The organism is Alphaproteobacteria bacterium PA2, from assembly GCA_002256425.1.
In the GTDB taxonomy this organism is placed as follows: domain Bacteria; phylum Pseudomonadota; class Alphaproteobacteria; order Caulobacterales; family Caulobacteraceae; genus Phenylobacterium.
In genome coordinates, this window is the sequence record NKIZ01000001.1 from 2,194,708 (window position 1) to 2,209,050 (window position 14,343).

Annotated in this window: 16 protein-coding genes; 11 read left to right on the forward strand and 5 right to left on the reverse strand. The window is 63.3% G+C overall.

The features are described from left to right. Positions 1-115: 115 nt before the first annotated feature. The 4 genes from CFE28_10575 (at position 116) to CFE28_10590 (ending at position 2,717) form a co-directional block, all read left to right on the forward strand. Entirely contained in the window at positions 116-400 is a 285-nt protein-coding gene (locus CFE28_10575) for a hypothetical protein (GenBank protein OYU70394.1), read from the forward strand. 13 nt (positions 401-413) lie between these two features. Then, complete coding sequence (locus CFE28_10580; protein OYU70395.1) at positions 414-704, forward strand: hypothetical protein; 291 nt, start codon at positions 414-416, stop codon at positions 702-704. 121 nt (positions 705-825) lie between these two features. Further along, a complete protein-coding gene (locus CFE28_10585) occupies positions 826-1,452 on the forward strand; it encodes a hypothetical protein (GenBank protein OYU70396.1) in 627 nt (208 codons plus the stop codon). Between the two features lie 26 nt (positions 1,453-1,478). Then, a complete protein-coding gene (locus CFE28_10590; GenBank protein ID OYU70397.1) occupies positions 1,479-2,717 on the forward strand; it encodes a hypothetical protein in 1,239 nt (412 codons plus the stop codon). Here CFE28_10590 and rpiB read toward each other — a convergent pair. Then, the gene (gene rpiB / locus CFE28_10595) at positions 2,714-3,157 is read right to left on the reverse strand and encodes a ribose 5-phosphate isomerase B (GenBank protein OYU70398.1); all 444 of its coding nucleotides are present in this window, start codon (positions 3,155-3,157) and stop codon (positions 2,714-2,716) included. The two genes, CFE28_10590 and rpiB, sit on opposite strands and share 4 nt — an antisense overlap. Before the next feature lie 245 nt (positions 3,158-3,402). On the opposite strand from rpiB, the gene CFE28_10600 reads away from it, so the two are divergent. The 5 genes from CFE28_10600 to CFE28_10620 all read left to right on the forward strand — a co-directional run bounded on the left by CFE28_10600 (position 3,403) and on the right by CFE28_10620 (position 6,960). After that, entirely contained in the window at positions 3,403-3,765 is a 363-nt protein-coding gene (locus CFE28_10600) for a hypothetical protein (GenBank protein ID OYU70399.1), read from the forward strand. Beyond that, on the forward strand, positions 3,762-5,009 hold the full coding sequence (locus CFE28_10605; GenBank protein OYU70400.1) for an RNA polymerase subunit sigma-70: 1,248 nt from the start codon (positions 3,762-3,764) through the stop codon (positions 5,007-5,009). Before CFE28_10600 ends, CFE28_10605 begins: the two co-directional genes overlap by 4 nt. Before the next feature lie 67 nt (positions 5,010-5,076). Further along, on the forward strand, positions 5,077-5,559 hold the full coding sequence (locus CFE28_10610; GenBank protein OYU70401.1) for a transcription elongation factor: 483 nt from the start codon (positions 5,077-5,079) through the stop codon (positions 5,557-5,559). 370 nt (positions 5,560-5,929) lie between these two features. After that, a complete protein-coding gene (locus CFE28_10615) occupies positions 5,930-6,460 on the forward strand; it encodes a hypothetical protein (GenBank protein ID OYU70402.1) in 531 nt (176 codons plus the stop codon). A gap of 191 nt (positions 6,461-6,651) precedes the next feature. After that, positions 6,652-6,960, forward strand: coding sequence for a hypothetical protein (locus CFE28_10620; GenBank protein OYU70403.1), 309 nt, complete (start codon positions 6,652-6,654; stop codon positions 6,958-6,960). A gap of 16 nt (positions 6,961-6,976) precedes the next feature. On the opposite strand, the gene CFE28_10625 is transcribed toward CFE28_10620, so the two are convergent. The 3 genes from CFE28_10625 to CFE28_10635 all read right to left on the reverse strand — a co-directional run bounded on the left by CFE28_10625 (position 6,977) and on the right by CFE28_10635 (position 10,396). Then, positions 6,977-7,279, reverse strand: a complete 303-nt coding sequence (locus CFE28_10625) for a hypothetical protein (GenBank protein OYU71668.1) — start codon at positions 7,277-7,279, stop codon at positions 6,977-6,979. Positions 7,280-7,640: 361 nt separating this feature from the next. After that, on the reverse strand, positions 7,641-9,011 hold the full coding sequence (locus tag CFE28_10630; GenBank protein OYU70404.1) for an MFS transporter: 1,371 nt from the start codon (positions 9,009-9,011) through the stop codon (positions 7,641-7,643). Beyond that, entirely contained in the window at positions 8,882-10,396 is a 1,515-nt protein-coding gene (locus tag CFE28_10635) for an AMP-dependent synthetase (protein ID OYU70405.1), read from the reverse strand. Before CFE28_10635 ends, CFE28_10630 begins: the two co-directional genes overlap by 130 nt. Positions 10,397-10,542: 146 nt before the next feature. Between CFE28_10635 and CFE28_10640 the strand changes: the two genes are divergently transcribed. After that, positions 10,543-11,133, forward strand: coding sequence for a hypothetical protein (locus CFE28_10640; protein OYU70406.1), 591 nt, complete (start codon positions 10,543-10,545; stop codon positions 11,131-11,133). Here CFE28_10640 and CFE28_10645 read toward each other — a convergent pair. Continuing rightward, positions 11,130-12,008 (reverse strand): alpha/beta hydrolase, encoded by an 879-nt coding sequence (locus CFE28_10645; GenBank protein OYU70407.1) that lies wholly within the window; start codon positions 12,006-12,008, stop codon positions 11,130-11,132. The two genes, CFE28_10640 and CFE28_10645, sit on opposite strands and share 4 nt — an antisense overlap. An 84-nt stretch (positions 12,009-12,092) precedes the next feature. Here CFE28_10645 and CFE28_10650 point away from each other — a divergent pair, with 84 nt between their 5' ends. After that, the gene (locus CFE28_10650) at positions 12,093-14,339 is read left to right on the forward strand and encodes a hypothetical protein (GenBank protein ID OYU70408.1); all 2,247 of its coding nucleotides are present in this window, start codon (positions 12,093-12,095) and stop codon (positions 14,337-14,339) included. Positions 14,340-14,343 lie beyond the last annotated feature (4 nt).

Genomic DNA, 14,343 nt, shown 5'->3' on the forward strand with positions numbered 1-14,343 from the left:
ACGTGGTCTGCGGGCGCCTGCCCGCCCAGCCCACGCTCTGACCGATTGAACCCGCGCCCGACGCGCCCCTGACCAGACGGTCACGGGGTTCGGCGGGGCGAAGAGAGGAGCGAACATGTTTAGTCCAGCCATCCATAAACTGCAGAAGCGCCGCAGCCAGCTCAATCAGGAGATCGAGCGCGAGCAGAGCGCCCCCAGCCCGAACTGGCCAAGGGTCCATCTGCTGAAGAAATGGCGACTGGCCGTCAAGGACGCCCTGCAGGGCATGGCCTTTTCCAGCCCCTATGGTCTGCCGTCCGGCCCGGCCCCCCTTCTCATTCCCGCCCCGGTGCGGCGGCCGCCCCCGGCCGACCGCCCGGCGCCCCGTCCCGGCCGGGTCCGCCGCCCCCAGAACGCCTGATCAGGAGACACCCATGCCCCTCATTTCCTCCCCCATTGATGGCGCCCCCATGCGGCAGGTCATCCGTTATGGCGTCGAGTTCGACGTCTGCGCCTCCACTGGCGGCGTCTGGCTCGACAAGGGCGAACTGGAAAAACTCATCGCCCTGGTCCGCGAGGAGGTGCAGGCCGAGCAGGCCCGGGCGCCGGTCTATGGCCAGGAGCGGCCGCGGACCCAGTATCGGGACCGCGACGACGACGATGACGACCACCACTGGCGCCACGGCAAACGCCGCAACCGACTGGCGGACCTCTTCGATTTCTGATCCTCGCCCGGATAGATCGGGGGGCGCCCCAGGCCCCTCGATCCGCCGGTTCCGTACGAACGGCAGACTGCAACGGGCCCGATTGCCTTGGCCCGGACAGACACCCATACTTCGTCGCAATATGGCGATGATCACCGACCCCGACGACTATTTCATCAAGGGCTGCGGCCGGTGTGAGCGGTTCGCCATGGCGGACTGTTCGACCAGGCCCTGGATCGAGGGCCTGAACGCCCTGCGCCGGATCTGCCGGGACATGGGTCTGGAAGAGACCGTGAAGTGGGCCCACCCCTGCTACATGTACGCCGGGCGCAACATCGTCATCTTCGGCGCCTTTCGCGGCGACTTCCGCCTAAGCTTCATGAACCCCGGCCTGCTGAAAGACGCCGAGGGCGTACTCGAACCCCAGGGCCCGGGCACCCAGACCTCCGGCATGCTCCGCTTCACCGCGGTCAGCCAGGTGGCGGAACGGGAACGGGTGATCCGCGCCTTCATCCGTCAGCTCATGGACCACGCCCGGGCCGGGACAAGGCCGCCGAAGTCGCAGCGGGAAATCGAGATACCCGAAGAGCTGACTGAAGCCCTTGATGCCGACCCTGAACTGGCCGAGGCCTTCGCCGCCCTCACCCCGGGCCGCCAGAAGAGCTACCTGCTGAACCTCAAGGGCGCCAAACAGTCGGCAACGCGCACTGCCCGCATCGAGAAGTTCCGTCCCCACATACTGGCCGGCAAGGGAGCACAGGAGCGATAGGGCGGCCGACTGCCCTCAGCCCTGACATGCCCACAAGTGACCCCATGACTTCGCAACCTTCCGCACCCCTCCGCCTGACCTGGACGGACCCGCCCCTGGCGGTCATTCCCACACCCTCGGGGGCCATGACCCTGACCCGCAGCCTGGCGTCAGGTCTGGTCCGCCGGGCGAGCGACCCACCCGGGGTCTTCTGGGGCGTCGGGGATCGCGGGCCGAACATCAAGCCGAAGGACGCCATGGCGCGCTATGGCCTGACGGGTTTGGCGTCCCTTGCGGGTATTGACGGCGCCAGGGTCATGCCCCTGCCGGGCGGCGGTCCCGCCCTGGCCCGGTTCCGGCTGACCGGGGACCAGATCGTGCTTGAAGCCGCCATGCCCTTGAAGGCCATGGACGGATCGCCCCTGACCGGCGTCCCGCCAACCCCGCTCAGCGGCATGGAAAGCGAGCCCGCTTTCAGTCTCGACGGCGAACCTCTGCCGCCCTCCAGCCTCGGCGCCGACACCGAAGGGATCGCCGCCCTGCCCGATGGCCGGTTCTGGATCGCCGATGAGTATGGCCCCTCCCTCCTGCTTGCGCGGGAGGACGGCGTGGTCGAGCGCCGCCTGATCCCCATGGGCGGCATGGCCATGTTCGAGGGCTCTCCTGTGCCGGTGGTGGAGGCCCTTCCCGCCCTGGCCCTGGCCCGCAAACTTAACAGGGGTTTCGAGGGCGTGACCCTGTCGGCCGATGGCGCCGTCCTCTATGTCGCCTTCCAGAGCCCCCTGGCCCATCCCGATCGCACCGCCCATGATGAGGGCCAGATCGTCCGCCTCTGGGCCCTGGATCCCCTGAGCGGCGCCCTGATCGGCGAGCACGCCTACCAGCTCGATCCGCCTGAAAGCTTTGTCCGCGACATCGAAGCCGGGCCCGTCGAACGGTCAGACATCAAGGTCAGCGAACTGACAGCCTTGCCTGATGGCGGCCTGCTGGTGCTGGAGCGGGTGACCCATTCCACCCACATCTACCGGGTCCGACCCGGCCCGGAGACCGCCCTGAGCCCCATCTGGAGCGATCCTGAGCACAGGCCCACCCTGGAACAGGCGGGACAGGACGGCTTTGCCATCCTGGACAAGGAACTGGTCCTCTCCACCGATGTAGAGACCGCAATCTGCGGTGACCTCGAAGGCATGATCCTGATCGGGCCGCATGACCTGCTGCTGGCCAGCGACAGCGACTACGGCATTGAGGGCGGGGAAACCGAGTTCTGGCAGGTGCGATTGGGCTAGCCACCCTCGATCATCGCCACCCGGGCGGAGTGCCGGCCGCCCTCGAATTCGGCGGCGAGGAAGGCGTCGACAATCTCCAGGGCCAGGCCCTCGCCCACCACCCGGGCGCCGAGGGCCAGCATGTTGGCGTCATTGTGCTGGCGGATCATGCGGGCTGAAAAGGTATCGCTGCAGACCCCGCAGCGAATGCCCGCCACCTTGTTGGCCGCCATCATGATCCCCTGCCCTGTCCCGCACAGGATGATCCCGAACCGACAATCCCCCGATGCGACGAGCTGCGCCGCCGCCCGCCCCTGTTCGGGATAGGGCGTGCTCTGACCTTCAGCGGGCCCGATATCGACGACCTGCCAGCCCCTGGCCGTCATATGGGCGGAAATGGCCAGCCGTAGGGCGATGGCGGCGTGGTCGCTGGTGAGGGCTATGCGGGGGGTGGGGGACATGGTTCGATCCGATCAGCGGAACTGGATAGCTTGTCACCTAGCGCATTCAATGTGTTCAGCGCGCGTGCAAAAGGCCCAAAACCTCGCAATCCGCCAGGTCCAGACCTTCAGGCTTGGAGAATTAATTCTGCAGCCTGTCGAATTGTCCGCCGGTCGAGGCTCACCTTAGTGACGAGCACGCCGGTGGGCGCGCTGGTCTGAAGCCAGCGGGAAATTTGACTTCCAACGCACCAAGGAGAGAAGTGATGCAATACATGCTCATATTCAATGAAAGCACAGAGATCTTCGCGGCCCGACAGGACCCGGCGCAAGCCGGCCCCTATTGGGGCGCCTGGACGGCCTTCATCGGCGCCATGCGGGAATCCGGGATCATCATCAACGGCGACGGTCTCCAGGGACCGGAAACCGCCACCACCCTGCGTATTCGCGATGGCAAGACCGAGGTGCAGGACGGCCCGTTCCCCGACACCAAGGAAAGCCTCGGCGGATATTTCGTGATCGAAGTTCCTGATCTGGACACCGCCATGACCTGGGCGGCCCGGTCTCCGGCTGCAACCAATGGCAGTGTCGAGATCCGTCCGGTGATGATGGGACCTGCCGCAGGATGAGCGACCCCGCGCGCCTTGCCGCCGAGCGGGTGGCGCGCGGATCCTATGGGCGGCTGATCGCAATGATCGCCGCCCGCTCCGGCGATATCGCCGCGGCCGAAGACGCCCTGGCCGAGGCCTTCCAGACCGCCCTTCGCGTCTGGCCGGAACGGGGCGTGCCGGAAAGCCCTGAAGCCTGGCTGCTCACAGCAGCCCGCCGGACCATCGGCCATGCCTTCCGTCACGAGAAGGTCAAGACTGGCGCGACGCCGACCATGACCACCTTGATCGAGGAACGCGAGGCAGAGCGTCAGGGCCCGTTTCCGGATCACCGCCTGCAACTACTGTTCGTGTGCGCCCACCCGGCCATCGATGAAGGTGTTCGCACCCCGCTCATGTTGCAGACGGTCATGGGCCTAGACGCCGGGCAGATCGCCTCGGCCTTTTTGACGTCTCCTACGGCCATGAGTCAGCGCCTTGTGCGCGCCAAGACCAAGATCCGTGACGCCGGACTTCGGTTTCAGATCCCCGAACCCGAACAACTTTCCGAGCGGCTCTCCGCCGTCCTGCGGGCAATCTATGTGGCCTTCGGAACGGGATGGGATGCAGGGCCCGGCGGAGACGCTGGTCCGGGACTGGTCGAAGAGGCCCTGTACCTCGCCCGGCTCACCGTCGACCTCTTGCCCCAAGAGCCAGAGCCCAAGGGCCTGCTCTCGCTCATGCTCTATTGCCAGGCGCGCACAGAGGCCCGGCGGACCCCCGAGGGCGCCTTTGTCCCCCTGGATGAACAAGATCCCCGACTGTGGTCCGGTAGCATGATCGCTGAGGCGGAAGGCCTTCTGACCACCGCCTCAAAGACAGGGCAGTTCGGACGCTTCCAGGCTGAAGCGGCCATTCAATCGGTTCATGTGATGGGGAGGCTGAATGGCGAGGTGCAATCCGGAGCCCAGGTGGCCCTTTACTACCTCCTGGCCCTGCAAAGCCCGACCATCGGAATTCTTGTGGCTAGGGCGGCGGCCTACGGCGATGTAAAGGGTCCGGACGCTGGCCTGGGGCTGCTCGACCAGATCGACGCCAGCCTGGCCCAGTCCTATCAGGCTTACTGGGCATGTAAGGCGCACCTTCTGCACAAGGCAGGGATGGATGCTGGCCCGGCCTATGACCGCGCCATTGGTCTGTCCAACGACCCCGCTATTCGCGCCTATCTGCAGGACAAGCGGCGGGTTTCAGGGACAGGCGGCGGCAGACAGATGGACCAAGCGTAGCCTCCCCGCAGCTGGTGGCCTAAGCTGACCACTTGGCCGCATGTCGTCGGTCGCCCGAGCACCACCCATGTCCGTCGCCTTCACCAAGGAAGAGGATGCCGAGTCCCAGGCTGCAAACCTGCCCGACCGGCCGATCTCGCCCCATCCCAATCTGGTGACCGCAGCGGGGCTGGCCCAGCTGGAGGCCGGACTGGCCGAGGCTCAGGGCGCCTATGCGGCGGCGCGGGCTGGCGGCGACATCAATACGGACCGGACCGCCATGGCGCGGGCCACGCGGGATCTGCGCTATTTCTCGGCCCGGCGCGCCAGTGCGCAACTTCTGGAGACGCCCGAGGGGGCTGACACGGTGATGTTCGGCCACTCGGTGACCATCGAGCGCGAGGATGGCCGCACCCTGACCTACCGCATTGTCGGGGAGGACGAAGCTGACCCCGCCCAGGGCAGCGTGTCCCACGTCTCCCCCCTCGCCCGGGCCCTGCTGGGCAAGGCGGTCGGCGATGTTGCGCTGGTGAATGGCGCCGAGGTGGAGATCACAGCCCTGGGGAGCTAGCCCCGCCCCCTACTCCCACTCAATTGTCGACAAGTGGGTTAAGTCGTTGAAATAAATATGCAAAAAATATTTTCGGCCCTTGAATGCCGTCAAATATCCCGACAAATTCACTTGGTTTTGAAATCATTGGGGTTTTCGCGATTTTGCCGAAATCCGTGATTTCGGGGTCTATCGTCTCGCAGACGACGCAGGAAACGATCCGGTAACGCCAGTGCATTCCGGAGGTCTCACTCCGGCAAGTTACATCGAGGACAGCGACTTGTCACCAGACGAAGCTTCCGTGTCCTGATTCCACCTGCCTCTCGCGCCAAGCATACAGGGCCTGCCAGAAAACCATATACGAGGGTCCCGGCATCACCTTCATACCGACTTGTTCAACCACATTTCACGAGGTCACATTCTGGAGGAATTCCAGAATGAGGCGCCCATGGCACGCTCCAAAACGGCACGACGCGAATATGAGGAATATGTCTTCCACATCACCGCACCCTCCATGCACTACAGCTTTTCGATCGAGCACGACCGGAAGCTTCGTGAATGGGAGCCTTTCAACGAATACGAGTCACTGCAGTTCGAGACTGAGTGCATCTGGCCCGATCGCTTCAAGGGCCGCAAAGGCACGGCCACGATCCGGCCCGAACCCATTCTCGCTGAACCCAGGAAACTGGCGCCTGATGCGATACAACGAAGCCGCTTTGGCTACATTCACGCGACGCGAAGTGTATTCGAGATTGCCGTCGGGCTGCCGCCGCAAGCCTATTGGCGGCTCGGCGAGGCCATTGCCTCAGGGCTGATCTGCTCAATGCTGACCAATGGTAAGGTCGACGTGCGATCCTTCAACAGGATCACCTCGGTCTCGTTCTATGGCCAGGAATTCGACCCAGTTGCTTACGTGGGCTAGTCCTTCCACGGAGCGAACCCTTCACGCCCCGTGGACCACCAACCCCAGTCAAACAGGTCCCCCTAGTCCTGCTTCGCCTGGACGACCGGCCGGGAGAGAAATCGCTTCGCTTCATCCACCCCGCCTGAGAGAAGCTCTATTTACCCGGATAAAATAAGGAGTAATAACATCCGGGTGAAAAGGAGCTGCAAATGAACCCTATCGACAGGAAGCCCGCATTCGGGGTCTTCGCGGTCATCTGCTCGGCGACAGGCGATGTGTGGGTAGATATCAGCCAGCACGTCGACTCAGAGCGCGACAGCCTGTGGTCCGCCCTCCGCCTCGGGACCAGTCCCCACCAATTGTTGCAGTCGGTCTGGGCGACCGAGGGCGAAGAGTCATTTCGGTTCGAGGAACTCGAGCGCCTGAGGGATGACTATCCGCAGATCGATGTGATTGACGAACTCATAGGACGCGCATCCCTCTGGAAGGCGAGACTGCAAGCCCGGGCGCTTACCTAGAGACTACCGAAGCCCCCTACCCGAACAGATCCCCCTGCACCCACTTCGCCTGGGCGACTCGCCATGAGAGCCCACGGGCCGCTTCATCCAGCCAGCCCGTGACAAAGGCCTTCAGCCCACCGGCGCCCTCCACCAGTCCGCAGTCGAGGAATTCCGAGCGATAACCCGTCTCGGTCACAGGCAGGGGCGCGCCCTTCGGAGCCAGGACCTGAAGCTCAAGGTGGGCATAGGCAAGGTCGAGCTTTGAGACGGAGAGCCCAAGCCAGTCGGCTTCATAGCTGATGGAGATCGAGACCCCGTTCCAGACAAGATGATCCATGACGATGGATCGGCGGGGCAACTGGTCAGCTGGTGCGGATTGAAGAAGCGTCACCTTTAGGTCCTCCAGGCGCCGCAGGACCGTCCCGCGGCTTCATGGAGAGCCCTGATCATGGGCCGCAAAGGCCAGGGTCACACCCCGCGCCCGAAGGGGGCGAGCTGCACGCAGCCGCAGGCGAAGGAAGCGAGCCGGGTTGACCCTGACCAGGCCCGTGACAGACCGCTCGCCAGAAGTCCGCATGGAGGGTTTCGTATGGCAGGTGGGACCGCAAGGTTCGTTGACGGCCCATTTGGCCGTGGTTCAAGCAGCTTTCCGGAGCGCCCGTTCACCTCACCTTGAACTCTGCGGACATCACACCCAATCAGGAGTTCGGTATGGTCTCCCGGCCATAGGCGCGCGAAGCCAGCGCATAGAGCACGGCGGGCATGGCAAGTACGGGAAACAGGGCGATTAGGGCGGCGCGCAGGGAACCTGCAGGGTCTCCCCCAAAGACATCGCTCAACCAGCCAACGGCCAGGGGCCCCAGCCCTGCGCCGAACAGATTTGCGACAAAAAGGGAGATGGCGGATGCAAGCCCCCTCAGTTGCGGCGGCGCTACAGTCTGGATCATGGCGTAGGCCGGGCCGTAAGCCATGGATGCGAGAGACGTACCGATGAAGACCAGCGCCATGGCGAGCCTCGGATCCGGCGCCAGAAGTATGCCGAGCAGCGGCAGGAAAGCTGCCAAATAGGGCAGGCTGGCCAGGCGAAGGGCCCAGCGGGCGTCCCTGCGCATGAGGCCGGTCGCAAGCCAACCTCCCCCAAGCATGCCGCTGATGGATCCCAGACCGTAGCTGAGGCCAAACTGCAGGCCGACAGAAGAAATGGGCATGTGGAAGGCCCGCGAGAAATAGCTCGGGAGCCACTGCAGCAGGCCGGCCATGGCGAAGGCGCCCAGGGCAAAACCGGCCATCAGCAATTGAAATGTCCGGCTCTTGAGAAGTGGGCTCGGGTTTGAGGCAGCCGGAATGGGTTCAACAACGGCATTTCGCCTGGGCTCATCAATCACCGCCAGAACTACAAGCGCGACCGGCAGGCCCACAAAACCAAGAATGACGAAGGTGATACGCCATCCAAAGGCGGCGGCAAGAATTCCGCCGCCAGCCAGGCCAATCAGGGCGCCAAGGGGGGCTCCAGCCGAGTGGATTGCAAGGGCCAGAGGACGACGATGTTCCGGGGCGAGCTCGGTGATCAGGGAATGGGAGGGGGGCACGCCGCCCGCCTCTCCGATGGCCACCAGCATCCGCGCAGCTATGAGCTGGGCAAAGCCCTGCGCCAGGCCAGTGACGGCTGTCATCAGGCTCCAGAAAGTCATGGTGACCGCAATCAACAGAGGGCGTCGGCCACGGTCTGCTATGCGCGCAAGAGGTATGCCGAAGATGGCGTAAAAGGCAGAGAAGGCGAGCCCCGTGAGCAGACCCAGCTGGGTGTCTGACAGGTGCATTTCCGACTTGATCTGCGGCAACAGGACCGACAGCGCTGTGCGATCAATACTGCCTATTGTGTTGGCAAGGAGGAGGACCCCAACGGTCCATGCCAGCTTGTGCCCATGATCACGAAAGATCACTTCGGCGCCCTGCCCGCAGACAGCTCCTGGCGCAGACGCTTCTTGTCGACCTTGCCATAGGTGGTCAGGGGCAGGGCTTCTACAAAGACCACGGTCTTTGGCGCCTTGTAGGCGGACAACCGCGATTTTGCGAAGTCACGCAGCTCTGCGGGGGATGTCGTCCCATCGGAGATCACAATGGCGGTGACGGCCTCACCCCAGTCATCATCAGGCAGGCCAACCACGGCGACTTCCCGGACGGATTCATGCTGACGCAAGGCCGTTTCGACTTCGCTGGAATAGACATTCATGCCGCCGGTGATGATCATGTCCTTGGCCCGGTCGACCAGGAACAGATAGCCATTGTCGAGATAGCCCAGATCTCCGGTCCGCAGCCAGTCGCCTGACAGAGCCGCCGAGGTCGCCGCCTCATCCTTGTAGTATTGGGTGAGAAGGTAAGGCGATCGAACCTCGACTTCGCCGACCGGCGCCTCCGCCGAGGGTGCGATCCGTACCTCCAGGAAGGGGACGGCGCGTCCGCAGGAGGCCAGCAGGGCAGGATCTAGGTGATCTTCCTTGCTCAGGGTGGTGATGAAATTCGGACACTCTGTCTGCCCGTAAATCTGGATGAAAACCGGCCCCAGCTTGGCAAGTCCCTCTTCCAGCCGCGGCCGGCTCATGGGCGCAGCGCCATAGACCACAGTCCGAAGGCTTGAGATCCTGGCTGTGTCGTCGCCCATGGCGTCCAGCAAGCGGTAGAGCATGGTCGGGACCGCAAAGGTCCAGGTCGCCTTGGTCTGCGCGCAGGTTTCGAGGAAGCCGGCTGGATCGAACTTTTGCTGAAGAACCGTGACCCCGCCCTGAAGCAGGCATGCGGCCATGTGGTAACCCGCCGAATGGGGTAGCGGCGTCGTCAGCAGCATGACCTCGTCAGACCGAATGTCGCCACTGACGATGTGAGCGAAGAGGTTCTGCGCCATGCGACCGTAGGCGTGCTGGACAGCCTTCGGCTTGCCCGTTGTCCCGCCGGTATAGGCAAGGATGGCCATGTCGTCCGGGGCCGCTAGGATGGCCTCGTCAATGGGCTGGTGCGAGAGCGCCTCATCCCAGGAGACGTCTTCCTCTTCCCCAGGGGCGCCATCAGGCGCGCAGATCCGTATAAGCGATAGGCCAGGGTCCAGGCCCTCGGGCTTTGGCAATCCGGCATGGGCGATGAGGACCTGGGCTTCAGCATGCTGCAGGCAATATGCAAGCTCCATCCGGCCCATGAGTTCATTCAAGGGGATCCGGACCGCGGCGAGCTTCAGAATGGCCAGCTCGGAGATCACATATTCCGCCGAGTTACGCAGATGCAGGGCAATCCGGGACCCGCGCCCCAGACCTCGATGCTTCAAGTATCCCGCAAGCCGATCGGAACTGGCGTCGAGGTCGGCGTAGGTCAGCCTTTGCCCACCAACAATGAGGGCTGTACGCGAGCCATGACGGCTGATTGCGCCAAGGAGCAGGCTGGCCGAGGTTGGCCTCGTCGTCATTGCTCAAATCCCCAATCACGCACACATTCAATTGTGGGTAATTTAGAAGGTACGTTTGTACCTGTAAAGGACCGGCGGGATTGATTGGCGGTGGGCCGCGCGTAGGCTATGGCAATGAACAGCAACCCAGGGGAGCCTCGCGCACGATGCGCCTAGATCGTCCGAACACCGTAAGCGAGCGGCATCGCGATCTGATTGACGCGCTGGAGCGGCTGTTTCTCGAGGAGGGCTTTCGCGATGTCACCGTCGATGAACTCGCCGCGCGCCTGAAATGCTCGAAGCGGACGCTTTACGCCCTGGCCTCCAGCAAGCAGGAACTCTTCCTTCTGGTTGTCGAGCGTTGGCTCGAACGGATCCGGCATCTGGGCTGGCAGGGCGCCTTGCAACACGATGATCCAGAAAAGCGGATCATCGCCTATCTCGATCCAGGCGTGAGCCAGTCCCAGGCCGCGAGCCGAAGGTTTCTGGAGGATGTTCAGAGCTACAGGCCGGCCCTCGCCCTGCTCGAAACACATCAGCGCGAGCGGACAAAAGTCCTGCGGGACATTGTCGAAGACGGGCAGCGCCGCGGTCGCTTCAGACCCTTCCATACGGCCCTGGTCGCAGAGGTGTTCCTGGCCGCTGTCGGAAGATTGAATGAACCCAATTTCCTGGAAAATGCCGGGATCAGCTTCAGCGACGGGTTTTCCGAGCTCTATGAGCTCTTCCTGAAAGGCCTCTTCGCGCCTCAGGCCTAGGGCCAAGCCTGACGCAGAAAGTCGCCGACCTCGCCGATGGCCGCGATGGTTTCCGGAAACCGCGCCAGCAGAGGGAAGGTGTGTGGCGCTTCCTCATAGATGGACACACGCGCATCAACGCCCGACGCCCGCGCCTTGTCGACAAACCGCACCGAGTCATCGCGCATCACCTCGGTGCTCCCGACGATGAAAAGCATTGGCGGCAGGCCTGAGGGATCTCCCCAGAAGGGCGAAGCCGCCGGGTCCGTGGGATTGTGGCCCTGGAGGTAGTGCATGGCCTTGTGGATGATGGCCTGTGGACCGAACAAGGGGTCAGCCTCGGCATTGGCTACGTGGGATGGCCCGGTCATCGCCAGGTCGGTCAGGGCTGACAGAAACGCCAGTCGACAGGGTGGCGCCTCCCCTGTCGCAAGCCTGGCCATGACCACGGACAAAACCAGAGCTGCTCCGGCCGAGTCGGCGATCACGGCTAGATTTTCTGCCCCACGCGCCGCGATGAGATGGTCCATGGCGCTGCCAACGTCCTCATAGGCGGCCGGAAACGGATGCTCCGGGGCGAGCCTGTAACGGACAAGGCAGGCGTCAGACCCCGTCGCCGACGCCAGTTCATCGATCAGCTGCCGATGGGTGTCATTGGCGTCAAAACAAAAGCCGCCCCCCGCCACATAAACGACCAGGCGCTGGCATGCGGCGCCCGGCCTCATTTCCACCTGGCCTTCGCCGACCGGAAGCAGGGTGGACTGCAGCTCAAGGACGGGCGCCGCCTCGCGGGCGGCCCTCATGGCGATGGGGTCATAATCTGCATTGAAAGCCGCCTTCAGCGCGTCACGCGCATGCTGATTGAAGGCCTGAAGTTCTTCGCTGGGCATCGGCATTGACCTCTCGGGGGTACTTATGTACCCTCTTTCGTACCACTGAAGGCAGCTCTTTGGAAGCGGCCCGGTTTAGGGGAGGTTCAAATGGTCAAGTTGGGAAGTCGTAATCGTCAGTATCGTGCGCTTCTGCTGGGGAGCGCGATCGGCGCTGCCTTCGCGGGCCTGGCCCCCTCGGTCGTTTATGCGGCCGAGACCAATGGCGGGACGATTGAGGAAGTCGTCGTCACCGCCCGCAAACGCTCGGAGTCCCTGCAGGACGTTCCCTTATCGGTCAGCGCCTACACCGGAACAAAGCTTACGGAGTCCGGCTATTCGGACCTCAGCAACATATCCCGGGTCGCCCCCGGCGTTTATTTCGAGGCTCCGGATCGCTCGCGGCCGCTGATTTATGTGCGCGGCATTGGCACGCGCTCATATGATGGGGGCAGCGATCCTTCGGTCGGTGTCTTCATTGACGGCGTCTACCAGGGGCGTTTCGGCGGCCTGATGGTTGACCTGAACGATCTCGCACGGGTCGAGGTCCTCAAGGGCCCGCAAGGTACGCTCTATGGACGCAACACCATTGGCGGCGCGATTTCCATGGTGACCCGCGACCCGACCAACGAGGTCAAGGGGCGTATCGAGGCTGGCGCCGGAGCTTCAGCCATTTCCGGGGACAATCTCTATTCCCTCTCTGGCGGTGTTTCCGGTCCGATTGTTCAAGACAAGCTGCTCGGCCTTTTCAGCGCCACCTACAATTCCCGGGACGGCTACCAGCCGGTTCGGACCCAGGCGGGCGTGGCCACAGGCGTTCGGGGCGGGAGCGAAGATTCCCTGAGCCTGCGCGGCAAACTGAACTGGACGGTGTCAGATGACCTGACCGTCAAGCTTGCGGCCGACTATACGCATATGGACGGCCCGCCCCTGATTCTGGTGAGCGACCCACTGGGCAAGGGCCTTGGTCCAGGCGCCCTGTCGCCAGGCTTTACGGTCCCGGCCGTAACCAACGATCCCTACCACCCCTACAGCGATGCAACGGACGTCTTCCTGAAGAAGAAGATGTATGGCGGCTCGGTGACGGCTGACTGGAATCTCGGCAAGGTGACTCTGACCTCGATCACGGCTGCGCGAAAGCTGAAGATCGACGAGATCAACGACATCGATGCGACCTCCCTGCCCTTCTACACCAATCCGGTGACCGATGACGCCGAGCAGGTCTCCCAGGAACTGCGCGCCAGCTATGCCGGCGAGAAGGCCAACTGGCTGCTCGGCGCCTATTATGGTCATGAGATCGATGACCGGACTGACAGCCTGGTCTTCGGGTCGGCGGCCTTTTTGAGGCTGATCAGCGGGGGGCCGACCACCTGGCGCTTCCACGTCAAGGCGGTGTCGACAAGCAAGGCCCTGTTTGGCCAGTATTCCTGGAACTTTACCGACAAGCTCTCCACCACAATCGGCGCCCGCTATAGCGAAGATGACAAGGACGTCCTCTATGACACCGACAACTCAGCGCCGCTGAAGATCGGCGTTGCGCCCTTCCTGCGCGATGTGTCCCGCAACTGGTCATCCTTCGATCCGTCGGTGAGCGTCAGCTACAAGTTCACCCCCGACATGATGGCCTATGCATCCTGGTCGAGCGGCTACAAGGTTGGCGCCTTCCAGTTCTTCGCAACATCGGCCCTTACAGCCGATCAGGTAGCCTCGCCGGAAAAGGCCAAGTCCTTTGAAGTCGGCATCAAGTCGACCCTGCTGGATCACCGTCTCCGCCTGAATGCCGCAGCCTTCCATATCGATTACAAGGACCTGCAGCTTCTGCGCCTGGTGCCCGCCCCGGCGCCGATCACGTCCCTCATTGTGATCGGCAACGCCGCCAACAGCAAGATTGACGGACTTGAGCTGGAGGGACAGGCGATCTTCACTGACGCCCTGTCGCTCGACTTCTCCTACGCCTATCTGAATGCGCGGTTCGACAAATACCTGTTCCGCCCCGGGCAGGATTTCAGTGGCAACACCATGCCCCGGTCCCCCAGAAACACGGTCAGTCTCGCCGGCAATTACGACCAGGACATTGGCCCGGGTCACCTTACCGCGAGGCTCTCCTACGCCTGGCGCAGCAAGATCTTCTTTGAGTCCGACAACAACACCATCGACATCAACTCCAGCGAGGGATCGTTGGGGCTTATCGACGCCTCGGCCTCCTACAAGATCAATAACTGGACAGCCGGCGTCTGGGGGCGGAACCTCACAGACGAGCGTTACCGGCGTCAGGCTCTGAACTCCACGGGCAACGCCCAACGCAATGTCTGGGCAGAGCCGCGCACCTTCGGCGTCAGGGTCGGCTACGACTTCTAACGGA